Below are 25,383 nucleotides of genomic sequence, written 5' to 3' on the forward strand. Positions count from 1 at the left end.
TCCGCCGCGGCCGCCGCGGCCGCCGACGGTGCGGCAGGTAACCGGCTGGATCACCCGCCACCCGACGGCCCTGACCGAGGAAGACCGCGCCGGCCTGAAGGAGGTCCTGGCCCGCTGCCCCGAACTGGACAAGACCGCCGAACATGTCCGGGACTTCGGCGAGATACTCACCGACCGCCTCGGCCCCACGCTCCCCACCTGGATCGACGCAGTCGACGCCAGCCAGTTGCCCGGCCTCACAGGTTTCGCACTCCACCTGCTCCGAGACCTCGACGCTGTGACCGCCGGGCTCACTCTCGACTGGAGCTCCGGCAGCATCGAAGGCGCCGTCAACCGCATCAAGAAGATCAAGCGGCAGCTTTACGGTCGAGCCGGATTCGAACTACTCCGCGAGATGATCCTGCTCCAGTAACACTCCGAGACGCCCCCTCAAGATCTGCGCGAGATCCGAGAAGCTGGAATGTCTGCCTTAGCGGGCGTGCGGAAGAAGGCCATCCAGGTTCCCAGCCGTGGCAGGATGGCTACATGTTGATCCGAAAGGGCGATGCCGCGTAGGCGTCCCAAGGCCGTCCGCGCAGAGCGATGGCGGCCACGATGGCAGTATCCGGTACTGAAGGTCCGCGGTGTCTCCGCGCGGACCCGTGCAGCGATCCGCCGGGTCGAAGACCAAGAGATGTGGCCCAACGCGGTCGCCAATGCGCTCTCGTGTTTCGAGCGGGCGTTCAAGCAGCCTGGACGCTACCTGAATGCCTCCGAGTTCGAATCGCCCGGGGTGGGAGATGCCCGTGATGACCTCGAGTGGGCGATGCAGCACCTTCCTCCCGGAACACAACGGGACTTGGAACGACTGATCACACGCATCGATGCGGAGCTCGAGCGCCGAACCCTGCCGGACCCCAACAACATCGAGTTGGCGGTGTTCGGCTGGTGGTGGACCAGGATGCGGGAACGCTGACGACCTCGTGCCACCTGCAATCGAACGAAACCTCTACTCTCCGCGACGGCTCCCCAAGATCTGTGCCAGAACCGAGAGGCAGCAGCGTTCATCGGTCACCGTCGAAAGCAGTCCGTTGGCAACAGTAGGCGTGTTGCCGAGTTCGGGTAGCGCGCCAGTGCTTGCTTGTGGCAGTCTCGCGTGCTTGTCGACTCGGGGCAGGTGTTCACGGCGTGGGCCAGGTGCCGAGTGCTCGGGCCAATCGGTCGCTGTGTTCGCGGGTGATGCCTTGGGCGAGGCGGGTTCCGCACCGCGGGCTGTGGGGATCGTCGCAGTGCAGGATGCCGGGAAAGTGCTGCGCGGTTCCGGAGAGCGGGGACGGTGAGGGCAGGGCCCATTCCGCCGGCTCCCACAAGGGGTGGTCGTGGAGGAGGGCATCTGCCGCCCCAGGCGCCTGGTCCTCGGCGACACCCACCTGAATGAGCGCGCTGCTGATCAGTGCGGCAGCGTCACCGGGCAGGTTGCTGTCTCCGAGGGCCGGAAGCAGTAGCAGCAGGCGGACGTGCGGTGCGTGGACGCCGGGAGCCTTGGGGTCGGGTGTGCCGGCGACGTGTGTGCGTTCGCGCCAGGACAGTCCGGGGCCGGCTTGGTGCCCGTCGATGGTGGCCAGGTGACCGTGCCGGTCCCAGTCGGGGTGGGAGACGAAGTACTCCGTGCCCAGGTCGTCGGCGACGTTGCGGCCCACGATGAGCGCGCTGTGCCGGTCGGCGAACGGGATGCGGAAGACCGGCCAACGCTCCTCGTCGGTCAGGGCCTCGTACGCCGCGTCCAAGTCGGCCTCATCCGCGCCGAACCACAGCGGATCCGGGTCGTTCTCCTCGGTCTGGCACATCCACAGCAGATAGGCGGCCCAGAACCCCGGCAGGGACAGCAGATCCTCCGCCGCAACGAGAGGATCGTCCTCGTATCCGTCGATCAGCACACGCCCAGAGTGCCACCCGGCTCTGACAGGCCCTGCACCACCCGGACCTTCCCGGTCCACAGCCGCAGGTGCTCCTGCCTCTCACCGACATCCGACGACGGCGATCACGAAGTGATCCTGAACGTCGCGAACAACCGCTCTCGGTTAAGACCCACACACCCACACCTCACTTGACGGCAGGCCCGTCGCGTCACCTCGAACGCCTCCGCGTCCCTCGGCGCGATCCGCTCATCGGCGCGGGCGGCGAGCAGGAGGTGCGGCGATCGGATCGGCGGTCGACATCCGGGACTATCCCCGCCCGAGCGCGGATCAGCCGGTGCGGACCACCGGACGATCCAAGTGGCGGGGACCATCCCCGCACGAGCGAAGAGCAGTGCGCGGCCGCGGTGAGGATGATCTCTCACTGGGCCAGGACGCTGCCACCGGCGGCCGGGGCGACCAGGCCTCGCGCCCTGCGGATCTGTCCGTTGTCTCACATCCTGTCGGGCGCACGGAGTCTCGGTTCCCTGCCGGAAATCGCCGGCGGCGCGGACCTGTGGCGACGGCGCGCCCCCTTGAACTACTGCTGCGTCGTAGCATTTCCGCCGGTGGCCGTCGGCGGAAACTCCGCGGCATACGACATCAGTAGCTGTCGTAGCTGGGCCTGCCGTTCGGCCGGTAGACGCCGACGACGGTGCCGCCCTTCGTCGTCGAGACGCTGACCGGCTCCAGCGCCGTAGGGATCGCGCCGTCGGCGAACAGCCGCTTGCCGGTGCCGATGATCACCGGGTGGATGGTCAGCCGGTACTCGTCGACGAGGTCGTGCTGCATGAGGGTCTGGGCGAGGTCGCCGCTGCCGACAACGTTGATGTCGCCGCCGTCGGACGCCTTCAGCGTACGTACGGCATCGACGGTGTCGCCCTCCAGCAGCGTGGAGTTCTGCCACTGGACGGACGTCAGGGTCCGAGACGCCACGTATTTGTGCATGCTGTTCATCCGCTCGGTGAACGGGTTGTCAGGATCAGCGGTCGGCCAGTACGACGCGAAGATCTCGTACGTCTTGCGACCGAGCAGCATCGCGTCGGAGCGCTCATACCAACCGGCAACGGCCGCGCCGACCTCGTCGTCGTCCACCGGTTTCTGCCAGCCGCCGTGCTTGAAGCCGCTTTCCGCGTCCTCGTCCGGACCGCCCGGCGCTTGCATGACGCCGTCGAGCGTCAGGAACGTGCAAACGATGATCTTGCGCATGGTGCGCTCCCTTCGTTGACGGGTAGACCACACAACCGCCGGAAACTCATCGGCGCCACTTCCGCGGCACAGCTGTCCCGTCTCATTAGATCTTGACGGGAGAAGGCCACTGACCTGGGGGGTGACAGATTGGCTTGCGACTCAGAGCGTGGAGGCCGTGGGCTTCGGGAGGGGCTGAGCACGGCGCCGAGTTCGCGTCTCATCGATCACGGCGAGACCGGTGGTTCCTGAGCTGGGCTTTGTCAGGACGGTGAGACGCCCTGCTCCAGGATTTGCAGTGAAGGTGGCAGTTTCCGGACCAGGCCCGACGCTAGTGCTCTGACGGCATAGGTTCACCGGGTTGCGGGTCATGCCGCGTTGGCAAGGAGGTGTCCCGCCCCATCGGATGCCCCCGTGGAACCTTCCCGTGCGAAGGACTACTTCTCGCGCAGGCTCGCAATTTCGGCGGCCAGCACAGCCATGTCGCGCACGTGCGTGTAGTACTCGGCCGCGTACTCGTCGTCGATCGCCGGGAGGACCTTCCCGAACACTGACGTCAGCCGCGTCAAGCCTGCCCGGTGCTGCTCGCTGAGCGGGCCTTCATGAACGACGGCTGCATAGCCATAGGAGTCCGCGTCGAGCAACACCATGTCCTGGCCCTCGACGTCCAGGCCGCGGCAGCCGGGCGGGAACGGCCTGGCCATGTGCTCAGCCATCACTTGGGCAAGCGCGTCGAGCTTTTCTTCGAGCATGCGGGAGATCCTGCCAGACACGGGCTCGCGGCTGTGGACCGGATGCCCCGGTGGCTTTGTACACGAGAACGGAAGTTGTCTGTCGACGGCTTCGGGAGTCACCGCGTGGGCCGGTTCCTTGATCAATGTCGATGAGTTTGGGAGTCACTCACGGCCCGGCGGGTGATTTGTGTGACCTCCCTTGAGTGGCCGAGGTACAGGAAACCCTGGCGAGATGGGTCTTGGGCGGAACGCCCGGCCGAGGAAACACGGCCGGGCGTTCTGGGGGAGCGGCTACGACTCCGCGGTCAGAGTTCGCCGCGGCGTGCGAGCTGATTCAGCGCGTTCTCGCGGATGATCTCGTTCCCATCGTCGCGCAAGCCTTCGAGGGCATCCCGGGCCTCCGGGCCGGGAATGGCGCCGAGAGCCCAGATCGCCTTCACCGCGAGTGCCCGGTTCTCGTCCCAGTCCAGGTGCTCGGGGACCCAGTGGGTTGCCAGGGCCAGTGTCGGCACCGTCCTGGGCGAGCGGAGCTTGCCCAGCGTGGACACGATGTCCTCGTGGTCTCTGTGCCATTCGGCGGGGAACAGCTCGGTCAACGGCTCCAGGAACTCCTCGGCCGGGGCGCCGGCGGCGGCCTTGACGATCAACGCCATCTCGACGTCGTCGGCGTCCCGGCGCTCCATGGCGTCCCGGAGCAGTCTCAGCGCCAGGGTTTCACCGTCGGACTCGCCGAAGTGGGCGAGCACCTCGTCGAGCGTGCGCGTCGGACCCTCACCCAGTCCGACCGCCAGACCCATGATCAGTTCCTGCTCCTCGGGGGTCATCGCTTGACCACCTCCCACGCGTTGAACGCCCCATCTTGGGTGGACCCTAGCAAGATCATTCTCGGCGGGTGCCTCCCGAACTCGGGTTCTGGCGCAGGTTCTGTGGTGCGGCCACTGTGAATGAGCGGATCACCTCTCGGTTGGCCGATCCTGATGGTGAGAACGAACCCCGGGTTTCCCGGCGGCGGGGCTGCAGTGGATCGGCGAGGGCGGCGAGCCGACCTGGTACGACACTCACCCTGGCAAGACCGCCCGTGGGTTCTGCAGCGACGCGTTATGCAAGCAGAACTTGCGTCCCAGAGCTTCGTGTCTCATTCCCGGTTCCCGCCCCGCTCGGACAGCTGCAGGGCGACCCGTCGTACCAGCGCCCTGTGCGCCGGTTCGTCCTCGCCCGCGGCGACCCCGAGGACGTACCGGCCGGACACCACGGTGGCGTGGGCCACGGGTCTCGCCTCCAGGCCAGTCCGGTAGGTGTACAGCCGGGCCCCGCTCCGCGGTTCCTCGATCCCGGCCGTCACGCATCCGCCGAGTGCGGGGGCGCAACCCCAGGGCATGGCGCTGGCCGCGTACGTCCGGGCGGCCGTCGCGTCGGGCGCGACCCAGCGCACGGTGACGGAGAAGACGTCACTACCGTCACCGGACTCCGTGGCGAAGCGGCACACACTCGGGTGCGGCAGCCGGACTCCATGGAAGGCGCGACTCTTCTTGTCCGGCAGTGCGAGATAGTCCGGGGCGAGTTCCGAGAGGAGTCCGGCGTCCACCAGGCCACAGGCGTCGGGCCAGTCCCGCGGTTCCGTTCCCCCAAGCGCGACGGGTCGGGCCACGTCCGTGGCGCGACGCACCGGTCGTAGTCCGGTGTAGCGGGTTCCCTTCGCCTCCTCGCTGCGGACCACGAGCAACTCCCCGCTCGCCCCCAGCAGCGTCCCGGCGACCGGCCAGGGCACCGAGGCGGTCCCACGGCCGTCAAGATCCACGAAGGTGCTGGCTCCGGGCCCCTGCGCGGCGGCGTCCCCGACGGACCAGCGCACGTCTCCGGAGTACGAGCCGTCCGTGCTCGTGTCATCCACGATCAGCCCGTCCTTCATGAAGGCGAAGCCGGTCAGAAGGCGGGCACGTTTCCAGACGGGCTTCCCGGTGTCCGCCCGGAAGGCTCGCAGTTTCTGGCCGACACTCGCGTACACGACCCCCTGTTCCTTCCCCAGCGGATATACCTCGCCCGCCTGCCGCAGGATCTCCTCACCCGACTCCGTGAGCAACCGGAACTTGTCGTCCATGCGTACGCTGAGGAGCCCGTCGACCGCACCGACACTGACGTACTTCCCAAGCCCCAGCAGCTTCCGCCACAACGACCTTCCGTCCCGCTCGTCCACCGCCTGGAGTTCCGCGGGCTCGCCCATGCAGTGTCGGAGAAGGAGGAGGCGGGTGGCCGTCGCCGCCATGCGGTAGGGCACGTCCACGTAGGGGTGGGGGTTGGCGCAGGGGATGTCCAACCGGACGTACCACCGGACCGCGCCGGTACGTGGCTCGAGCGCCAACACCCGGTCGCCGTCCATGACCACCGGTCCCCAGTCCGCGTAGAAGACCCCTCCGACGGCGAAGTTACCGGCCCCCTCACCGTCCGGACGCGGGGCCGCCCTGCGGTGCCACAGCTCGCGCCCGGTCGCGGGATCGTACGCCCGCAGGGTGTCCTTGAAGCGGACCTGCGTGTCCACGAGGAAGAGCACACCGCCCGACAACTCCAGGTCGGGGGCGTCCTCCGCAAAGCCGTTCACGATGGAGAGGAGCCGGCCGCTCCGAGTGTCCACTACGCGGACGGAGCGGCCCACCGGAACCGCCAACGCCTCGTCGCTGAGGGCTGGTGGCACGTCGCGTGCGTCCAGCGCCCGCCCGGTGGTCACATACGACCAGGCCACCTCCAGGGTGTTCGGAGGCTCGGACGGCTTGCGGGCGGTCCTTCCGTCGCCGACCAGCAGCACCAGCAGCAAGACGGCCAGCAGGCCCGCTCCCGCAGCACTCAGGTCCGTACGCGACATCCGCCGTGCCATACCACTCCCCGTCTCCCAGGGCTTTCCGGAGCCCTTTCGCGTCTTCCCAAGCCTTGCCGGACTTCCACGAACCGGTCGGCACCGCGCCGGTCAGCATGGAGGCGCTGGCGACCATCGGCAGGGCCGGGAGTCCTCCTCGCGCCGGAATCCTCCGTTCGGCGACCCCGAGTACACGGCCTCGTACTTCGCGGCGTACCCGGTCACCGCGTACCGGCTCCCGCTCGGGGCAGGCACGGGGACTGCTCCCCCCTTCCCGTGCCGCACGTAGTGGACGACCAGCCGGAACTCTCGTGACCCCTTCGCGGCCACGAAGGTCGCCGTGAGGTTGACCTGCTCGCCGGGCGCGAGAGTGACGACGTGCTTGTCGAAGTACCGATCGGGCGAGCCCTTTCCGGTCAAAAACACCGGCCGGGGGCTGTCCAGGTCCGCGAACAGCTGGATCTTCGCCTCACCTCCTGCGCTCGCCTCGCACAGCAGTGTTCCGGCGAGCGGCGGTGCAGGAAGCGGCTGTTCGGGCTCGATGTCGATCGAGGTGATGGTCAGGGGCTGCGTACCGCCCTCGATCGTGAGTTCCGTGGTGAGTTCGCCGGCCCGTGCGCCCCGATGGCGCCGAACGACGCCGGCCACGTCACCGCCGGTCACGATCTCCGCCCGGTCCCGCGGCGAGGAGATCCCGTGCTCCAGGGCCGTACAGCCGCCGTCGTTGCCATCCTGTCGGGCGGACACGGTGAACGGCGCGGACGGAGGGCTCGCCGAGGGGCTGTCCGTGGCGGCGGGCGCGGCAGGGTCGGGCTCACCTCCCAGGCCCAGGCCGTTGAGGGCGAGGGTGGTCAGTACGGCGCCGATCACAGGTATGCCGGCCCCGAGCCAGAGCAGCCGCCCGTGCTTCCTCCACCACGGCTCGGCGGCCGTCTCCGGTGTCCCGCGTGACGTACCGGGCCGTGACTTACGCGATCCGCGCGACCCTGCCTGCAACGTGGTCCGATTCCTCACCCGTCCCCCATCCCCGGTGGCTCATGCATCCCTTGTCACCATGGTCGGGCCGACCGGCACCGCTCCCATACCCCGGGCCGGCGCCCCGTACGCGTGCTCCCGCTCTACGAGCCCCGGGCAAGATCGAAGGTAGCGGCCGGTCAGGCATTCGCGCGTACGTTTCCAGGTGTTGCTCTGTGTCCTCCACCATGTCCCCAGCGCCTGCTCACAAGACGTGCGGAATCCACGGCGCGTACCCGGTGCCGAGTGTGGGAAGGGTGAATGTCCGCCTCGCGGATACGCGCCTGCCGCCCCCCGAAATATCGTGCTGTCATGTCAGATGAGTTAGCCCTGACCGCCCGTCAGGGCGGGCACACGGCGGATCAGGGATGCCCGTCCGCCACGGACACCAGCAAGGGACACACAGCGGAGGAGGGGCCATGACACCCGACGCGGACGCCGGTGCCCCCCAGCCCCCAACCGGCCGGCCGTCGCGACGGCCGAACCGACGCACCCTCCTCTTCGGCGCGCTCGGGACCGTGGCCGCCGCGGCCGCCGCCGTACCCACCGCGCTGACCATGTCGTCCTCCGGGCAGTCGGGCCCGACCCCACCCTCCCGGTCCCCAAGACCGCGCAGTCAACACCGGCTGTCTCGCCCCTTGATCGTAAAAACGAACTTCAGAGGTGCCTACGCCCTGGCGTTCAGCCCGGACAGCAAGATCCTCGCTGTCGGACTGCTCGACGGAGGGGTCGAACTCTGGGACCCGGGGACCCTGGCCCCCACCGTCAAGCTCAGAAAGCCCAGCAAACGGTACGACGGGGTCCACGACCTGGCCTTCAGCAGGGACGGGACGCTGCTCGCCGCCTGCGACGGCATTGGTACGACGCTGTGGAACGTCGCCGCACGCAAGGAGATCGCGACGCTCACCGACACCGAGATCGATCCCGTCCAGGTGCAGTCACTGGCGTTTCATCCGCACGCCGACGTCCTGGCCTGCGCCAACATGCACGCGACAGTGAATCTGTGGGACACCGGCACCCACGAGAAGCTCGCGACGCTGATCGACCCGATCGGCTACACGAAGAGCCGGCAGAAGTCGGTCGAGTCGGTCGCCTTCAGCCGCGACGGGAGTACGATCGCTACCAGCCACGAGGCGCGCAACGTACGCTTCTGGGACATTTCTACCGGCGAAATCATCGGCACGATCAACGGCCTCGAACTGCCGGTACTCCACCTCGCCTACAGCCCCGACGGATCCTTGCTGGCCGGTGGCACCGCGAGCTTGAGCAGCAGGGACGGGCAGGTCAAGCTGTGGTCGGCAGACAGCCAGGAGGAGGTCGCGACCCTCACGGTGCCCTACGGCACCACCCCCGGAGAGTCGATCCCCCGCAAGGAACGCATCGCTCAGTACGTGAATTCCGTGCAATTCAGTCCCGACGGCGGGACCGTGATCGGTTCGGTCAACGGTGACCCCCTGATCGTGCGGTGGGACGTCGCCACCCGAAAGGTCGTCGACATCGAGGACGCGCGCATCTACCAGAACGGCGCGGACTATGACACCGCGCACCCGATGCGGATCAGCCCGGACGGAACCATGATCACCGCCGGGCTCTTGAGCGACGTGGCCCTGTGGAAGCTGCCGTGACAGGAGAGCGACTTTCGGCCCCGACCCCTTCGCCGGGCCCTGATGATCGGTGAGGCTCACGGCTTCCGAAGCGGCCGGACCGTACCACTGGTCGCATCGGCGATCTGGCCGCGGAGGGTAGCCGCGTCGCCCTCCAGCTCGGCATTGCGCCGCACGAGAGGACCGGGCAGAGGAACCTGCGGACGCGTAAACAGAGCGCGACGCGCCTGCCCCCGCTGGGCACATGCGGGAAAGCGCAGGTAGGAGCCGTGAATCCACCGTGACCAGATTCCGCATCCGGGGCAGACGGCCCCAGCCACCGTGCTTCGGGCCACTATCCGTACCGCCTCCTCGTTCACGTCGACCGACAGCACCGTCACATCGGCGATCGAGGGGAACAGCAATTCCTCCAGCCGGAGCACCACTTCTTCAACGGGCCGAACTGTCAGCCACACCGCACCCGGTACGGCTCAGTTCCGGGCAACTTCACCAGGGCTCGCTGGCTCGAAAACCGTCACTCAGCGTGCACACTCCACGGAAAGTGAGCCAGAACCCGAACTCGTGAACATCGACTTGGCCGCCTTCGGGGCGCCTCCCGCGCTCATCGACAAACGACTCCCGTTCTCGTGGACAAAGCCACCCCGGCACACCCCAAACACAGGCGAGCCCCAAACCGGCGAACCTGTGAGGTCAGAGCACTAGCTGGGTGTCTGCGATGCCAAATCGGCGTGCTGTCTCTGTGGGCAGTTGGGGATGGTCTCGCCAGTGCGGGGAGGCGAACAGGCCGGTGAGCACGATGACTTCGGGGTAGGTGGCCACTTCGATCCGGGGCTCGGTGGGGCGGTGGGGATCACCGAACGGGTCCTCGCCGAGCACTTCGAGCCGGCGGTTCCACCTCTGCCGAAGAAGCTCTCCGCTTCTCTCACCGGTGAACCACCTGGTCAGGCGGTCGCGGGCATCGACGAAGGCCAGCTCGGTGAAGGGATGAGTGCCCCGGCGGACGATCCGGTGATGCTGGAGGTTGGCCCGCAGAACCTCGGGCAGCAGCGTCAGATCGTGTTGCTCCTCTCCGAGGAGCCAGCGGCCGTGGCGGTGGCAGACACCTTCATGGTGCGGGGTGCTGCGGACGACGAGCCCGCGGACGTGTCGCCGGGCCATGCAGAGGCGGCAGGCCGGGCGGCGTCGCGGCTCGATGGCCTCTTCAATTGCAGACCGATGGTGTCGAAGCGGGGCGCCGATCGAGCCGAGCGGTGGCATCGCGTGGACCAGGGATGCCGGGCTCCGGCCGGTCAAAATGGCGAGCCGTCGCAGCGCATCTGGCGTCCAGTAGCCGATCCGGTTGTCGACTCGACGGTGTTGGCGGGACGGACCAATCAGGTGCGAGAGGTAGCCGATGGTGAGGTGGTTGGCGTCGGCGAGGCGGTTTAGGTAGGAGCCGATGGTCTCGTGGTGGACGGGCGGCGGCGTGAGAGGCAGGGTCCGCGGCCGGCCGGTCACGCGATGCGCTTCTCGTTGCGGGCTCGGCGACGCCGTGCCCGGGGAATGTTCTGCTGTTCGGCGCCCTCGTCCAGGTCGACCCGCTCCAGCGAGGCTTTTGTGATCCTCTCGCTGCCGTCGAGGATGGCGTCCAGGGCGGCCTCGCGGACGAGGTGGGACAGGCTGCCGATCATGCCGCCGGTGCGGTCGTGCAGGTAGGCGCTCAGCTTGAGCAAAGTGCCCGGTCGGTGATCGTGCAGCCGCAAGGATTCCTCCAGCGTCGCCACGAGTGATCGCCAGGAGTCGCGCTGTTCCTCGGTCTTGTGGCGGAAGGGGCTGGTGGGGATGAGGGTGTAGCGGCTGGCGATCTGTCCGCCCCGGCGCCCGGCGAACAGTCCGGTGCCCTCGACGTCGACGCCGGCCAGGACGAAGGTCGCCGGGATGCGTTCGGACAGGTACTTGATCTGGTCGGATGCCTCGGCACCGACCCGAGTACCGATGTCGAGATTGTGGAGCTCGTCGATGAGCACGAGACGGCAGCCGAGGGTGCAGAGCAGGTCGCAGACCTTGTTGGTGACCTCGACCTGGCTGAAGCGGGACGGCAGAGGCAGGCCGATGAACCGGGCGAACTCGATGGCCAGCATCTTCGGGGTGGCAGCGGGCGGGACGGTGACGTAGACGACCGGCAACGCGTCCGGAAAAACCTCGCCGCGCTGTCGCCCGAGCTGTTCGAAGTTCTTGCCCAGGTGGGTGATAGCGGTGGTCTTCCCGGTCCCGGCGGGTCCCGAGACGATCAGTCCGCAGCGGGCGGAGTGCTGGTGCCGGTTGAGCAGGATGCGTTTGCGGCCGGTCGCGGTGACGTGGCGGATCGTCGGGGTGGAGACAATGACGAGTTGTGCGTGGTAGTCCTCCCGAGCCTGGTCGTAGGCGGTCCGTTCTGCTTCGGTGAGCCGTTGCAGGGCCGCCGGCGGCGGGACGGCTGGCGGAGTGGTGGTCTCCGCGACGAAGGCGGCCCAGCCTTCCTTGCTCGTCAGCGGATGGTCGACGTCCTCGGGCTCGAAGAAGTGGGTCATCAGCGGCTTCCGTCGGTGAAGGCGTCGAACACGCCGAAGGGGATGACCTGGGCGATGTCTTCTTCGCCTTCCGGCTCCTCGTCCGTCTCCGGTGCGGGTTCGTGCCGGGCCTGCGGCAGGGCAGGCATGGCTGTCGCCGCTTTGGTGCGGGCGGCGATGCGGCGGTCCGGGCCGTTTCCTGCGCGGGTCAGAAGGTCGTCGATGACGGCGGCGATGGCGTTCTCGTCGGTGTCGTCGGCTCCCTTGGCGGCCAGCACGGCTCTGGCGTGGCGCCAGGTGAAGTCGGCGAACGGCGCGGAGACCGTGCCGAGCCGGGTCCAGGGAACGGTGATCCAGCCGCCGGCCCTGGTGTCGCGCACCCAGACGTGGGAGAGGTCGTAGGGGTCGTGGTGGACCTCCCAGAGGTTGCCCTTGGTGTCCACTCCGGACGGCTGGCGCCGGTAGGGGCCCAGCTCCCGGCAGTCGTAGGTGCGGTAGTCGAGCGTGATGCCGTAGTCGTTGATCTTCCGCCACTCCGCCGGCAGCAGCTCGATGTAGTCGTCACCGCCGAGACAGACCGGCAGGTAGCCGGTGCGGGAGACGAGCATGGCGTAGACCTCGTTCGGCGAGAGTGCCTTGCCCGGCAGGAACGGACTGCGCAGAGAGTCATGGGGGCGGGTCTGCCACCGGGCGACGACCCATTCGTGGAAGAGATCGGCGAGTTCCGCGATCGTCCAGACGGCCTGGACGTCAGGGCCGCGTCGGGTGGTGTCGGAGCCGACGTAGCCGGCGACGTGCTGGCAGAACAGGGTGTTGATGGACTCGAACGTCCGCTCCACGACGCCCTTGTCCGTCGGCGTGGCCGGCCGTGCGGGCTGGACGGAGATTCCCAGCGAACGGCAGGCCGCGACGAACGTGTCCGAGATGAAGACCTTGCCCCGGTCCACGGTGATCGTGTCCGGGACGATCACCGGGCGTGCCGCGGCGTGCTCCAGGCGGGCATCGACACTCATCAACCGGGCGTGCGGAACCAGTGAGGCTGACATCCGCAGGGCGTCCGACCAGCCGGGCCGCATCGGTTCCGGCACGAGCATGCGTGCCAGCAGCAGCGCGGCGTCCACGGCCTTCGTCCCGGCCGGACGCAGGATCGCCGCGCAGATGGTGCGGGAGGCGACATCCACCGCGATCGTCAACTCGACCCGGCCCGTCACGCCGTCGTCCAAGACGGCCAGCACGTCCAGCGGGGTGGTGTCGATCTGCACCACCTCGCCGGGCCGGGCGGCCAGCGTCGGGGTGAACGGAGCCTCCGGACGCCCAGCCAAAGAACGCCGGGTCGTGGCCGCCCCGAAGCTGTGGCGCCCTTCGGACATCGACTTGAGCAGCCGGAAGTACGTTGCCCGCGACGGCAGTGGGACCGCGCCCTCTCCGTGCCGCTCGGCGACCAGCTTCTCGGCCTGCCGAATCACACGGGTGCGGGTCCCCGTCGACAAATCCTCCTGCGCGGCCAGGGCCTCCAGCACCGCCTCGACCAGTCGCCCGTCCACCCGGCCGGTGCCCGGTGCGACGGACAGCCTGGTGGCCCGCCGGTCCACCAGGCCCCACAAGCCCTCGTCCCGCCACTTCGACCTCAACCGGAACAGCGTCCGTTCCGACACCTCGGTGCCCGACGCGGTCAGCTCGGCTGCTTTGGCCACCAATCGTTCGTTCACGGTCCGCCACTGCGGGTCGTACTCGGGCCGGGGAACCGTTCCCTTCGGCGCATCCGGCGGGAGCCCGGTCTCTGCCTCGATCAGGTGCTTCTCGAAGAATCTGGCCTTGCGCAGGGCCACTTCGGGAACTGTGTCCAGCAGGCCGAAGGGCGGCAGTCCCGACGTGGGGGCCGTGGAGTCCAGCAGCTCGAACCCGTCCGACGCCATCAGGTGAGCGAACATCACCATGCTCGCGGTGTTGTGCTCGTCGACCAGGCGGACGGTCGTGCCCGACAGGCCCACCACCGTCTGGACCCGGTCCTCGAACCGGACTCGGTCACCCACCCGCAGCACACCCCGCGGCCGCTCGTGCTCCGGCATCAGCCCTCCACCCGGCAGACCAGGGAGTAATCGCCCAAGGGACGCGACAGATCCACCCCAAGGCGCCCACACCACAGCAAATGGAAGACGACCGGCAGCACTCGGATCGGGTCTCCGAGCTGAGCGGCTTGGCCCACCAGAGGGCCGGGAACCGCGAAGGCGGCCTCCACCGCCTCCGTCAACCCGGCCCCGCCGAACCGCGGATGGCGGAACCCGGCGAGCCACCGCAGGTTCGCCACCCGCACCCGATCGATCTCTCCGACGAGCCGGTAGTCCCACCCCACCGCCTCGCACGCAGCCCGCGTACCGGAGAACTTGGCCAGGTCCCGCGGCTTGCGCCGGCCCTCCGGCCGGCAGTCCACCACGACAGCCGAGCCATCGGCCCGACGCGCGAAGTAGTCTGGCGCGTGCGACAGCCGTCCGCCCTCCGTCGACGTCCAGAACAGCCAGAACGGCTGCGACGAGAACGCGACGACACACGGGTCGAAGTCCATCGAAATCGCGTGATCCCGCTCCAGCCACGACTCGAACCCAACATGCCGCAGCATCGTGGCGGCCCAGTACAAGCCCGGAAAATGCCGCTGTCCCCGGTACGACGGGAACTCCCGCACCGGAACGACCTCCTCGAAGGCCACCTCGACCACGTTCCTCAGCGGTCGGCGCACTTCGACGCCCTCCCGGACCCAGGCCACGTCGAAACCGGCCGCCCTGTCCCTGCCGCTCAGCGGCTCCCCCTCATCGTCCACACCAGGACGATGTCCACTGGATTGCGACAAGCCACGTACAACGAGACAAGAGCCACCCCAAAGCGGGACTGGTCTCACTCAAACCTGTCTCGGCCTTCGTCCCGCAAGGTCGGCGCGCAGATCAATGCGACTGGCCACGGTTCGATGCGACGGGACAACAGCCCTACGGTGTCTCACCGCGATGGCGGATCCGACATCCATCTGACATCGACCGTGAGATTCCGACACGAAATTTGAGACCCCGCAGAAACGGAGGTCAGGTCTGCTGCATGCCGACGAACCGTGTCGGGGTGCGCATGAACGTGGCTCCGGCAAGATTGTCGTAGCCCGAGATCATCCATGCCGACGATCACGTATTTCGGCTCTGTCGGGGATCTTGTGATATTCCGTCAGCAGGGACGGCGAGTCATTTCGCTGCCTGTCCTGTCGGCGTCACCGGCTCGAGGCGCAGAAGCTCCTCGGCGGAACAGCCAGAGTCGAGGTCTTCTACCAGGCACAGATTGAGTCCGTGCTCGTCCCGCCGGACCTGAACTGAGAGAAGACAGGAATCCTTCGGGTCGTCGATGCGCACAGAAATGGTGTCGCCGCTGGCGAACCTGTCATCGGCAAACATGGAACCCGCCTTGTCGGGCGAGCTGAAGAAGCTCCAGTGTCCGGTTGCAGCGTCCGGGCAGGATGTGCCTCCCAACATCGCACTGTTCAGGCGTTCCCCCGTCATGGCGAGGTCCTTCCCCAGGTGAAGACGAGCGCCGCCTGGACTGCTCCACTCGCCCGTAAGCGCCGACCGGTCAACCCGGGCTATGTCTCCACCTGCATCGGCGCAAGCAACGCAGGCCCATGCCAACGCGGCGACCAGAGCCGCCCACCGTCTCACTGAAGTGCTCACCACATCCCACCCCACCCCGACTGAACGCGTTCAGAATAGACGGCAGGTTCAGGCGGTCTCACAGCGGGAGGTCCTGTCGCAGGGTCATGGGCCCAGAAGTACGCGTTGGCGTAGGAGGTCGAGATTTGCTCGTCCATAGGCCATGCGTTTGAGGAGTTTGACCCGGGTGACGCGGCCCTCGACCTGCCCGGAGCTCCATGGGGTGGAGAGGCCGGCAGTGACGGCGTAGTCTCGTCGTAGGCCGCTGACCAGGGAGTGCAAGGCAGGGAGGTCGTCGGCAAGGACACGGTCCATCCAGTCCGGGAGCTGGTCTCCCTGGAGGCTGTGGAGCATCTCGGCGAAGTCGTGGACGTGCCGTGCGGCGGCGTCGAGGTGAGGGCAGGCCCTACGGATCTCCTTCAGTTCCGCGGCGTCGGCGGCCGCGAGGTGCTGGGGGTGCGTCATGATCCAGCGAACAACGCGGCGGGGCTTCGGGGCCGGCCTTGGCTGCGGCCGGGACACATCGACGCCGAGCTCGTCAAGCAGGTGAACGTCGATGGCTAAGCGGTGCCTTTCAGCGGCAGGCTGAGCACCTCATCTGGCTTGGCGAGGCAAGTAGCGTGTGGTCGTGGCGGATCACACGTACGAAGCAGCTCAGATCAAGGTGCTTGAGTTCGACGCCTCCATACGGAAGAGGCCGAGCATGTACTTCGGCGTGGGGCAGGGAGACCCTGGTCTGCCAGCCTCCGTGCTGTGCGGTGTAGCCAGACATGCGCTTCACCCGGCGACGAGTGTCGCCGGAGACCACACCCTGCGCACCATCGTCGAGATCACCGACAGCCTCGGCTTCACGATGACGATGGATCAACCGCATACCTGGAAAGCATCAGGGGCCCACTCTCTGATACTACGACTCGCTTCTGGGCCCGGAGTGGTGGCTGCCGGCCGCCGCAGCGGCACTGTGCGAGCGGGCAACCGTAGAGATGTGGTGCGAGGGTCGAGGCTTCCGCCAGGACCTTGCGGGCATCCGGCCGCTCACCGTCCCGCAGGAGTTCGAGCCCCCAGCAGGAAGCGGCACGAGAGTGACCTACGATCTCGATCCGGAGTACGTCGGGCATCCCTCCGCTCTGCCCACGGACCTTGAACTCCTGGACCTACACGGCCCATACTCCACCGCGCCAGCTGGCCCTGGGCAGGTCATCATCCGGGATCTCCGAGATGGTGGAGCCGACCAAGAGGTCCTCTACAGATAGCGCCGCCGACGGCACCACGCAGGCTCGGCTCTCCCGGGGAGCCGCGATCACCTCACCCCCCGCTCAGGCACCCCTGGCGAGCAGGAGCGATTCACCGACACACATGCGTGTCGTCATGCATTGAGTCCGTGTCAGTAGCCCGGGAACAGCGGACGGGGCCGTCGGTGAGCCAGGAGCCGTCGCCCAGGGGCTCCAGGTCGTAAGGGTGGGCCGCCTCGACGGTCATCTCGCCGCTGACCGTGCCCGTACTCACGTCGATCAAGTGGTGGCGGAACCATTCCTCCCCGTCCTCGGTCTCACTGCCGAGGGTGACGACGGCCGTGTCTAGGGTCAGATAGCCGCCGCTCCATTCCATGAAGGTTTCCTCCGGGTCGTACCCGAAGGCCTCGACGGGGAGGGTGAAGAGCACCTCTCCGCTGGGGTGGCGGTGGAAGGCGACGTCCGCCTGCCCGTGGTCGACGGTCATGAACTGCTCCCCGCCTGGAGCCAGGTCGATTAGGCAGCGGTCCGACCACGGGTACGTCACGCACTTCACCTCACCGTCGGCCCCGGCCATACCTCGGAGAATGACGGAGCCGTCCTGGCCCTCACCGATGTCGAGGTAGATGCTGCCGTCCACGGGGTGAACGTGGTGGCTGGCGCCGTGCCCGACCGTCTCCAGCTCCCGGCGGGCGAGGACCGCCCCGCTGTCGGCGTCGTACACGACCCACTGGTCTCCGCCCCCGCGTCCCGCCATCGCGTCCGGCCGGTAGACCCACACGGTCCGGCCGTCCAGGGACAGCGCACAGCCAGGCCGGTGGCCATGGGGCACGTCGGAGTGCGGCTCGAAGTCCGACGCCCACACCAGGTCACCCGCGGGCGTGAGGCAGACGACCCGGTTCAGCGTCGTGTACACGACTCGCTCCAGATCGGGCCATACCACCGACGCGACGACCTCGTCGCCAGCCTGCGGCTGGAACACCGCGGCGGGCTCCAGCGTCCCGAAAGCACCGGAGTCGATTACGTAGGCATAGATCCACCCGTCGCGGTGACGGGTAATGACCTTCAGATGCTGCGGAGGAATCATTCGCCGAGGCTAACGCCCAGCTCAGGCACCCGACGGGCGGGGCTGGCCTGCCAGATTCCGCCCATGACAACTCGTGACGCTTCCAGCGAGGTGACCTTCCAGAACGATCGACGCCGCGGCGCTACTTGATCAAGTGGAAATCAGGATGTTGCAGCCATGCCTGCAGACATTCCACGTCCCCGACGTGTCGAAGCCACCGTCCACCGCCCCCAGTGTCATAGGAGACCTCCGCGAGTCTTCCCGGAAGGGTTGACGCCAGTGCTCTCGCCCTGGCCAGGACGGCCTCGGTCCCCGTGTCCTCTCCTGTGCTGGGGCGGCTGCTCAAAAGGCCGTCGAAGTCGACTAGGGCATCGAGGCGGCAGGCCAGAGCGAGCGTCAGGTGACCGAGCAGCATATGGTTCACCGAACCCGAGCAGCCGGCGCCGACTACCAGCCCCTGCGCCGGTGGCCGCGAAAAGGATGAGTAGTCCTCGTCCTCGGCAGGCATCTCCTCGTCCTCTGACAGGAAGAACACGCCGACGCCGGCTGGATCGAAGGCCCGCAGGCCCAAGGCCGAACCGTCGCGCACCCAGAAGTCCACGTCGCCGCTGGCCTTGGTCTCCACCGGGTCGCAGAAGGTCTCCAACCACGGGACCACGTCGGCCAGGATGTCCGCGAACCCGCGTTGTTCGAAGAGCCACAGTCCAACTGCCGGTCCCGCCATACCGCCCCCAGAACTTCGTGCACCAAGTGCCACCAGGACCCGGTTCTACCAGGTCCCGGCGGCGGACGTCTGATCACGGCGACGGCTCAAGTGCGTTGCTGTGGTGACCCGACCCGTGGTCAGCCGACTTCAGGTACCGCGCCAGGCGGAGCAGGCTCCTCCACGGTGACACGCCGGATGTGGCCTACCCACGAATCCGGCGTCATGGAGGACCACTCCACGTCGATCTCAACGCCGTGGAATATGCGGGTGAGGTCCGCAAGCTGTGTGAAGATCGCCGTCTGTACGTCCTCAAGGGCCGCGTCGGCGGGCATCGGGACCTTGCCGCATCCGCCACCCGAGTCGTCGGCGATGAACGTGTAGGGCCACACGTCTTGCCCAGTCAGCAGGATGATCTCCTTCGGTATGCCGAAGGGGGGCCGCTTCTTTTTCGTCTTGGGTCGTCTCGCCACGGTGCCATCCAACCTGACGGACCGCAGGGTCAGGCACCCGGCATACACACCGCAGCCCCTTCCATGGGCTAAGAGGGCATCTGATATAGGTAGTTGGTGTTTTGGGATGTTCTTGTGACTGCAGGTCGTGGCGGTCGTTGTCCGGGACGTGACACTTCGACGTGCGTATCGCAGTGACGTCTCCGATGCCCGCTGGGCGCTGCTCGAGCCGGTGTTCGTCGCCTGGCGGGCCGCCCGTTCAGGACCCGGGACGGCAGCACGGGTGCACGACCTGAGAGAGATCGTGAACGCGATCCTCTACGTCAACCGCACCGGGATCCCATGGGAATACCTGCCGCACGACTTCCCGCCGTTCAAGACCGTCTACGACTACTACGCCAAGTGGGAGCCGGACGGAACCACCGAGCAGGTCCACGATCTGCTGCGGGACAGGACCCGCAGGGCGCACGCCCGAACGGTGGAGCCGTCCGCGGCCGTGGTGGATGCGCAGAGCGTGAAGACCTCGGGCAATGTCGCCGAGGCGAGTCAGGGGATCGACGCGGGCAAGAAGATCAAAGGGCGCAAGCGTCACCTGATCACCGACACCCTCGGACTGGTCCTGACCGTCCTGGTCACCGCCGCCTCGGTCCACGACTCCGCCGGCGGCAAGCAGGCCCTGACCGAGTTGGCGGCGGCCCATCCGGGCGTGACCAAGGTGTGGGCCGACGGCGGCTACCAGACCAGCGTCATCCAGCACGGCGCCCGCCTCGGGATCGACGTGGAGGTGGTACAGCGACCGAAAGAGAAGGGCTTCCAGCCGCTGCCCAAGCGGTGGGTGATCGAGCGGACCTTCGGCTGGCTGATGCAGCACCGCCGCCTGGCGCGCGAATCGCTGCCATCAACGAGTGGTTGTGACCCCCGGCTGTCATACGGCGGGATCCACGTTCCACGTCTCCGGCAGATCGCTGCCGCAGAAGACGCAGACGAAGTCATCCTCGCGCACGATGTTGTGCTCCTGGCAGTCGGGGCACCGCCGGAACACCACCTCGTGGGTGAATCCGGAGGGTCGCCCAAGTTCTACGTCGTCCAGAGCATGAGCGACTGCCGACCAGGAGGTGACGTCCGGGCAGTATCCGGTGGACTGGTTGCTGACCTCGTCGACGGTCCACCGGTCTGCCTCGCGAATGAAGCTGATCTCGCCAGCACTCAGAACCATGTCCCCGCCGGCGCAGGCCACGTGCTCGCTTCGCCGCGGCGCCAGCCGAAGCACACCATCCATGCCGACCACGAAGGTGAACGGTTCCGTCAGTTCTGCTGCCGATCGCTCAGCGATCCAGCCGTCGAAGTCAGCCACCGAGCCGATTCGGCACCCACCGCTGCCAGGCCGGACCGCAGCCTTCAGCTCAACCGGTCCGACATATCTGTAACTCTGCCCCCGCGCATTCACGTCAGCCAACCTAAATCACTTCCGACACACGCCCTAGGCTCAAGACGCTGCGCGAGCACGATCCCGACTTCGTCCTGCTCGACGGCACCCTCGCCGAGTGTCGACCGGGTCGGCGACGGCCGGGCCGACTACTCCCACAAACACGGCGCCAAGGCGTGAACGTGCAGGTCGTCAGCGACCCCGGCGGCCGGATCTGCGAGTGCCAGGGCGTTCCCATCCTGGCCGATCTCGCCTACTGGCGACACCTCCGCCGCAAGACCGATGCGCGTCCGGTGCTAGACGGCGGTTGGCGCATAGACCTCGAACTCGTACAGGGAGAAGCCGAACTGCGTCGCCCGCGCCGTTCCCTGCACGCGGACGTAGCGGCCGGAGCCGGAGAGGCCGGTCAGGTCGTCGGTGCCGCCGTCACCCGTGGTCGTGGTGTAGATCGTCGTCCATGTGGTGCCGTCGTTCGACGTCTGGATCTTGTAGCCCGAGCCGTATGCCGTCTCCCAGAACAGCTTGACGCGCCCGATCTGCCGGGACGTTCCGAGATCGACGGTGATCCACTCATTGTCGGTGTAGCCGCTGGACCAGCGTGAGAAGTAGTCACTGTCCACCGCATTCACGCCGAGGAAGGTCGCCGTCTCGGCGCTGGAGACGGTGACCGGCTTGTTCGCGGCGAGGTTCCCGACCTGGACCGACGTCGTCCAGGCGGGGTTGCGGCCGATGGTGTTGATCACCGGGACGAAATTCGACCAGGGAGTCACCAGCTTCGGCGAGCCCCAGGTCTGTTGGGCCAGCATCCGCAGCCCCTGCTTGATGTCGGAGGCGATGCGCTCCTCCGTGGCCACGTCGGGGTTGTCGCACCAGACGTGGATCTTCGAGCCGAGGTTCTTGGATTTCGATGCCTTGGTGATGGTCTGGTCGCCCTGGAACAGGTCAGGGTTCCACGTGTCGTAGCCCCACTGGCTGGACGGGCCGCCCGGGCCACCGGCGTAGAGCACGTAGTACGTGGGGGTCCAGCTCTCGTTGGAGATCAGGTGTCCGGCGTCGATGTGCGCCTGTGGTGATTTGCCGTAGTTGTACCAGAACTCCAGGATGACGTTCGTGTTGACGGTGACCGCGACGCCACCGCCGATGCCGTCGTTCCAGGCGCGGGTGGTCTTGCCGGCCCCGCGGATGATCCCGTTGGCCCAGTTGATGAAGCCGAGGTACGCGTCCTTCCCGATGGCATTGGCGCCGTAGGTGGCCTTGGCGTACTGCTCCAGCTGCGGGTGAGAGGTGTAGTTGATGTCGTACTCGTCGGCACCGATGTGGAAGTACGGGCCGGGGAACAGTCGAAGGTACTCGTCGTACAGGTCCTTGAGCAGCGCGTACGCCGCAGGCTTGGACAGGTCGATGTACGAGTCCTGCACCACACCGGCATTGCTGACCAGCTTCAGCTCGGGGTGGGCGGCCAGGATCGGGGTCATGTGGCCCGGGGCGTCGATCTCCGGCACGATCGTGATCTTGTACTGCGCCGCGAGCGCGATGAGGTCCCGCACCTCCTGCTTCGTCAGATGCTCCGCCGACACGATCTCCGGGTGCGAGCTGCTCTCGATCCGGAAGCCCTTGTTGTCCGACAGGTGCAGGTGGAAGTAGTTCATCTTCAGGTAGGCCAGTTCCTTCACATGATCCCGCAGCCACTGCGGCGTGAAGTACTTGCGCCCGTTGTCCACCATCAGACCGCGCTCGGGCTTGAGCGGCCAGTCCCGCGCCGCACCCCGCGGGATCGACGATCCCTGCTTGAGCAGCTGAAGCAGGGTCCGGGTGCCGTAGAACGCACCCCGGTCATCACGAGCGCTGATGGTGATCTTGTCGGTGATGGAGAGCGTGTAGCCCTCGGCGCCGAGCTGGGTGTCGGTCGAGCCGAGCGACAGGAAGATGTCACCGGCCCGCAGGTCGGCGGTGGTGCCGGTCGACCGGGCGACCGTAAGGCCGGCCAGGGCCTGCAGGTCATCGGCGAACACCTCGCTGGTCGACGCCAGAGCAGAAGAGTGCGCGGTCGACGACACGATCCGCGTGGCGCCGGTTAACGTGAACGAGCCGGTGCTACCGGTCCACTCCTGCAGTGCAGGGATGGTCAGGGGCTTCGGATTCGCCACCGGCTTCGCGGCCACCGGGCCGGCTGAAGCCGAAACGGCGGCGACCAGACCGACAAGCACGGCCAGCATGCCACAGGACAACAATCGCAGGAGTCTCATCGGGACCTCGATGGGAGTAGGGAGGGGACCCGCCACGAACAGACGGATGGTCCAGACCAGTGGTCTAAACCACTCGGACCAGTGCAGCTGCTTGTCGGGCCCACGTCAAGAGACGTGCACCAGCGGCACGCCTGGCGGACCTCGACGAGCACCGGCCCCCAGGGTCAACAGGGGGCCCGCTCGACCGCCACGGTCGCGCGGGCTCTCTGTGTGCACAGAGTGGTCACTGCAGTCCGATCTAGCCCATGGCGCCTTCGATGGAGGGCGGGTGCGCGGAACTCCTTGCCTGTCGGCGATCTTGCGGAAGGCGACGTGCTGCGACGGGCGCTGGACGCTCTCTGACGGGCGCTCGCGCGGCGGCAAGTGCCCGGTTGATGGCCTTTTCGGTGGAAGTGATTTCCTGGAGTGGTTTGCGTTTGATGCCGGTGGTCGGCCACGGGCCGGCGCCTTGGTAGGCGAGATCGGCCAGGATGGGAACGCCCTGGCGCTCGCAGATCCGGATGATCCGGTGAGTACGGGCGGCGGTCAGGTCGTGGGTGCGGCCCGGCAGGGCGGGCGAGAGCCACAGCAGCTCGCCGCAGGGGTCGGTGACGACCTGCACGTTCACGCCGTGGCGCCGGTGTTTGTGGGAGTAGTCGGCCCGGCCGTCGCCGATCCGGTCGCACTCGGCGAGGGTGCCGTCGAGCAGGATGAAGTCGGGATCGTGCTCGCGCGGCGTCTTGAGCAGACCCGGTGCTCGTTCGGCGAGCAGGTCGACGACCGCGCGGGTGTAGGCGTGGGCGGTGGACTCGCTGATCCCGAACCCGGCGGCGATCTTCGCCAGCGTGGTGTGCTCGCGTAGGTACACCAGTGCCACCATCGCCCGCTGAGACGGACGGAGCTTGCAGCGCCGGTCGCCCTCACGGGTGACAACCAGCATGGTGACCCACTCCACGAGCGCATGCGGCAGGTCAAGTGCGGCAGGATGGATGACCGACGAGGCCTCCGAGCAACGTGATTGAGACGTCAGACATCTCGATCAACAGCTCGGAGGCCTCCCTCCTTGGGCTTCACGGCCCATCACCCGATCGGTGGCCAACTCGAAGAAGCTCATGAGGCAAGTCGACTGTCGGAATCAGGGTTGTCGTGTCACTCCGGAGCGCCTGAGAGAGCTCCGGGTTCTTTGCGTTGAGGGTCAGAACGCGTTTTGAGTCGGCCCAGGCGTCCGGGCCGGGTTTACGGCGCCTCGTGGACCCGAGTCAGTAGGGCCATCAACTGGTTCCGCTCGTCCTGGGTGAGCGGCGCCAGCAGTTCGGCGTTGGCGGTCTCTGCCAAGGCACCGCAGCGGGCGAGGACGGCCGTGCCTTCCGGAGTGACTGTGACGGCGTTCTTGCGCCGGTCGGCGGGGTCCGGGGTGCGCAGGACAAGGCCCGTCTGCTGGAGGTGGTTGAGGATGCCGACCATGTCCTTGGGGTCGACGGCTAGCCGGCGGCCCAGGTCGGCCTGGGTCACGGGGCCGTACTCGGCGGTCGCGGCCAGCACTGCATGGTGCATGAGCTTCAGCCCCTCTGCGGCGATCGCGTCGGCGACCAGGCTCCGGCCGCGCGCCGCGACGCGGCCGACGAGCCAGGTCGGCATGGACTGGATTCGCTGGAGGGCTGAGGACATGAGTTCAGCCTACCCAAAATTCATTGGACTTCCCTATGACTTTCACCTTATCGTTGGGGCGCCCAATGAAAACGGATCGGGGAGGTCCAGTGCTGCGCGTTCGCCATGAAGTCAACGGTGGACCCGAGGTGCTGTTCGCCGAGGTGGTCGACGCACCGGAAGTGGGAGCCGGAGAGGTACTGATCCGGGTCGAGGCGATCGGGGTCACACTGCCCACCGTGCGCAAGGTCCGGGAGGGCAGCGAGCCGATCTCGTTCGGCGGCGAGGTCGCCGGGGAGATCGTCGCCCTGGGCGCGGGAGTCACCGCCTTCGCCATCAGAGAGCGCGTGACCGGACTGTGCTTCCTCCACGCCTACGCCGAGTTCGCGGTCCTGAACACCGCGATGACGTCCCGGATTCCGGACGGCTCGAGTGCCGTGGAGGCGGTCGCGCTGGTCCGCAGCGGGTTGGTGGCGCGCGGCGCCTACGAGGCCGCTCGCATGGAGCCGGGCGAGTCGGTCCTGGTCACGGCGGCCGCCAGCGCGGTCGGCACACTCGCCCTCCAGTACGCCAAGGTCGGCGGGGCAGCACGCGTCGTCGCTGCAGTCAGCAGCGCCGACAAGGCCGACTTCGTGCGCGGCATGGGCGCCGACGAGGTCGTCCTGTACGAGGACACCGACTGGGGCGCTCCGTACGACGTGATCCTCGACGGCGTCGGTGGCGATCTGCTCGGCCCCGCCGTGCGGGCCCTGGCGACGGGCGGCCGGCTGGTGGCCTTCAGCTCCGGCGGCGGCACGGTGGAGGCGTACGAACTCCTGCTCCGCGGCGCCTCAATGATCGGCTTCCAGATGCGGGCCGTCGCCGTCGGCAACCCGGAACTGTACAACCGCTGGCTGCGCGAGCTCTGGCAGATGCATGACGCGGGCACCCTGCGCACCGCCGTGCACGAGGAGATTCCCCTCGCTGAAGCCGCTCGGGCTCATATGCTCATCGAGCAGCGCCGAAACCTCGGCAAGGTCGTCCTTGTTCCCTAGCCAGGCCAGTCGCAGATTCCAGCCGCCCAACTGTGGTGTTGTCGTAGCACCAGCGGCCTGGACCAGGT

General features: G+C 67.5%; 23 protein-coding genes and 2 pseudogenes. 6 read left to right on the plus strand and 19 right to left on the minus strand.

What is annotated here, in order from left to right:
* The first annotated feature begins 28 nt into the window (after positions 1-28).
* Together ACN9M0_RS00315 and ACN9M0_RS00320 are read left to right on the plus strand one after the other, a co-directional pair.
* Complete coding sequence (locus tag ACN9M0_RS00315) at positions 29-412, plus strand: transposase (RefSeq protein ID WP_426402819.1); 384 nt, start codon at positions 29-31, stop codon at positions 410-412.
* A 261-nt stretch (positions 413-673) separates the two neighbouring features.
* Positions 674-955, plus strand: a complete 282-nt coding sequence (locus tag ACN9M0_RS00320; RefSeq protein WP_426402820.1) for a hypothetical protein — start codon at positions 674-676, stop codon at positions 953-955.
* Positions 956-1,160: 205 nt separating this feature from the next.
* On the opposite strand, the gene ACN9M0_RS00325 is transcribed toward ACN9M0_RS00320, so the two are convergent.
* The 6 genes from ACN9M0_RS00325 to ACN9M0_RS00350 form a co-directional block, all read right to left on the minus strand.
* Complete coding sequence (locus ACN9M0_RS00325; protein ID WP_426402821.1) at positions 1,161-1,916, minus strand: hypothetical protein; 756 nt, start codon at positions 1,914-1,916, stop codon at positions 1,161-1,163.
* 621 nt (positions 1,917-2,537) lie between these two features.
* Positions 2,538-3,143, minus strand: a complete 606-nt coding sequence (locus ACN9M0_RS00330) for a dihydrofolate reductase family protein (protein WP_426402822.1) — start codon at positions 3,141-3,143, stop codon at positions 2,538-2,540.
* Positions 3,144-3,559: 416 nt separating this feature from the next.
* A complete protein-coding gene (locus tag ACN9M0_RS00335; RefSeq protein ID WP_362009781.1) occupies positions 3,560-3,874 on the minus strand; it encodes a hypothetical protein in 315 nt (104 codons plus the stop codon).
* 287 nt (positions 3,875-4,161) lie between these two features.
* Positions 4,162-4,680: a HEAT repeat domain-containing protein gene (locus tag ACN9M0_RS00340; RefSeq protein ID WP_426402823.1), complete on the minus strand. Its 519-nt coding sequence runs from the start codon at positions 4,678-4,680 to the stop codon at positions 4,162-4,164.
* Positions 4,681-4,991: 311 nt separating this feature from the next.
* Positions 4,992-6,713 carry a PQQ-binding-like beta-propeller repeat protein gene (locus ACN9M0_RS00345; RefSeq protein WP_426402824.1) on the minus strand — a complete coding sequence of 574 codons (1,722 nt, stop codon included), beginning with the start codon at positions 6,711-6,713 and terminating at the stop codon, positions 4,992-4,994.
* Positions 6,714-6,815: 102 nt separating this feature from the next.
* The gene (locus tag ACN9M0_RS00350) at positions 6,816-7,574 is read right to left on the minus strand and encodes a hypothetical protein (protein ID WP_426402825.1); all 759 of its coding nucleotides are present in this window, start codon (positions 7,572-7,574) and stop codon (positions 6,816-6,818) included.
* 563 nt (positions 7,575-8,137) lie between these two features.
* Here ACN9M0_RS00350 and ACN9M0_RS00355 point away from each other — a divergent pair.
* The gene (locus ACN9M0_RS00355; protein WP_426402826.1) at positions 8,138-9,343 is read left to right on the plus strand and encodes a WD40 repeat domain-containing protein; all 1,206 of its coding nucleotides are present in this window, start codon (positions 8,138-8,140) and stop codon (positions 9,341-9,343) included.
* A 669-nt stretch (positions 9,344-10,012) separates the two neighbouring features.
* Here ACN9M0_RS00355 and ACN9M0_RS00360 read toward each other — a convergent pair.
* The 9 genes from ACN9M0_RS00360 to ACN9M0_RS00400 form a co-directional block, all read right to left on the minus strand.
* Positions 10,013-10,819, minus strand: a complete 807-nt coding sequence (locus ACN9M0_RS00360; RefSeq protein ID WP_426402827.1) for a TniQ family protein — start codon at positions 10,817-10,819, stop codon at positions 10,013-10,015.
* Complete coding sequence (locus ACN9M0_RS00365; RefSeq protein ID WP_426402828.1) at positions 10,816-11,871, minus strand: TniB family NTP-binding protein; 1,056 nt, start codon at positions 11,869-11,871, stop codon at positions 10,816-10,818. The genes ACN9M0_RS00360 and ACN9M0_RS00365 overlap by 4 nt, the downstream gene beginning before the upstream one ends.
* Positions 11,871-13,919: a Mu transposase C-terminal domain-containing protein gene (locus ACN9M0_RS00370; RefSeq protein ID WP_426402829.1), complete on the minus strand. Its 2,049-nt coding sequence runs from the start codon at positions 13,917-13,919 to the stop codon at positions 11,871-11,873. The genes ACN9M0_RS00365 and ACN9M0_RS00370 overlap by 1 nt, the downstream gene beginning before the upstream one ends.
* Complete coding sequence (locus tag ACN9M0_RS00375; RefSeq protein ID WP_426402830.1) at positions 13,919-14,665, minus strand: TnsA-like heteromeric transposase endonuclease subunit; 747 nt, start codon at positions 14,663-14,665, stop codon at positions 13,919-13,921. Before ACN9M0_RS00375 ends, ACN9M0_RS00370 begins: the two co-directional genes overlap by 1 nt.
* Positions 14,666-15,071: 406 nt before the next feature.
* Positions 15,072-15,383, minus strand: coding sequence for a hypothetical protein (locus ACN9M0_RS00380; protein WP_426402831.1), 312 nt, complete (start codon positions 15,381-15,383; stop codon positions 15,072-15,074).
* Positions 15,384-15,635: 252 nt separating this feature from the next.
* Positions 15,636-16,052, minus strand: coding sequence for an ISL3 family transposase (locus ACN9M0_RS00385; protein WP_426402832.1), 417 nt, complete (start codon positions 16,050-16,052; stop codon positions 15,636-15,638).
* A gap of 822 nt (positions 16,053-16,874) precedes the next feature.
* On the minus strand, positions 16,875-17,849 hold the full coding sequence (locus ACN9M0_RS00390) for a hypothetical protein (protein ID WP_426402833.1): 975 nt from the start codon (positions 17,847-17,849) through the stop codon (positions 16,875-16,877).
* A gap of 121 nt (positions 17,850-17,970) precedes the next feature.
* Positions 17,971-18,552, minus strand: coding sequence for a DUF6368 family protein (locus ACN9M0_RS00395; protein ID WP_426402834.1), 582 nt, complete (start codon positions 18,550-18,552; stop codon positions 17,971-17,973).
* 119 nt (positions 18,553-18,671) lie between these two features.
* Positions 18,672-19,004 carry a hypothetical protein gene (locus tag ACN9M0_RS00400; protein WP_426402835.1) on the minus strand — a complete coding sequence of 111 codons (333 nt, stop codon included), beginning with the start codon at positions 19,002-19,004 and terminating at the stop codon, positions 18,672-18,674.
* A 148-nt stretch (positions 19,005-19,152) separates the two neighbouring features.
* Between ACN9M0_RS00400 and ACN9M0_RS00405 the strand changes: the two are divergent.
* A pseudogene (locus ACN9M0_RS00405) lies at positions 19,153-19,923 on the plus strand (IS5 family transposase); the annotation flags it as partial.
* Here ACN9M0_RS00405 and ACN9M0_RS00410 read toward each other — a convergent pair.
* Positions 19,909-20,430: a hypothetical protein gene (locus ACN9M0_RS00410; protein ID WP_426405261.1), complete on the minus strand. Its 522-nt coding sequence runs from the start codon at positions 20,428-20,430 to the stop codon at positions 19,909-19,911. The pseudogene ACN9M0_RS00405 and the gene ACN9M0_RS00410 overlap by 15 nt on opposite strands.
* A 38-nt stretch (positions 20,431-20,468) precedes the next feature.
* Here ACN9M0_RS00410 and ACN9M0_RS00415 point away from each other — a divergent pair.
* Positions 20,469-20,666, plus strand: a pseudogene (locus tag ACN9M0_RS00415) (IS5/IS1182 family transposase); the annotation flags it as partial.
* 39 nt (positions 20,667-20,705) lie between these two features.
* On the opposite strand, the gene ACN9M0_RS00420 reads toward ACN9M0_RS00415, so the two are convergent.
* The 3 genes from ACN9M0_RS00420 to ACN9M0_RS00430 all read right to left on the minus strand — a co-directional run bounded on the left by ACN9M0_RS00420 (position 20,706) and on the right by ACN9M0_RS00430 (position 24,302).
* Complete coding sequence (locus ACN9M0_RS00420) at positions 20,706-22,625, minus strand: family 20 glycosylhydrolase (protein ID WP_426402836.1); 1,920 nt, start codon at positions 22,623-22,625, stop codon at positions 20,706-20,708.
* A 268-nt stretch (positions 22,626-22,893) separates the two neighbouring features.
* Positions 22,894-23,574, minus strand: a complete 681-nt coding sequence (locus tag ACN9M0_RS00425) for a transposase family protein (protein ID WP_426402837.1) — start codon at positions 23,572-23,574, stop codon at positions 22,894-22,896.
* A gap of 296 nt (positions 23,575-23,870) precedes the next feature.
* Positions 23,871-24,302, minus strand: coding sequence for a MarR family winged helix-turn-helix transcriptional regulator (locus ACN9M0_RS00430; RefSeq protein WP_426402838.1), 432 nt, complete (start codon positions 24,300-24,302; stop codon positions 23,871-23,873).
* 89 nt (positions 24,303-24,391) lie between these two features.
* On the opposite strand from ACN9M0_RS00430, the gene ACN9M0_RS00435 reads away from it, so the two are divergent.
* Positions 24,392-25,315 carry a quinone oxidoreductase family protein gene (locus ACN9M0_RS00435; RefSeq protein ID WP_426402839.1) on the plus strand — a complete coding sequence of 308 codons (924 nt, stop codon included), beginning with the start codon at positions 24,392-24,394 and terminating at the stop codon, positions 25,313-25,315.
* Positions 25,316-25,383: the final 68 nt, after the last annotated feature.

The sequence above is a fragment of the Streptomyces sp. R-07 genome, assembly GCF_049913175.1.
GTDB lineage: Bacteria > Actinomycetota > Actinomycetes > Streptomycetales > Streptomycetaceae > Streptomyces.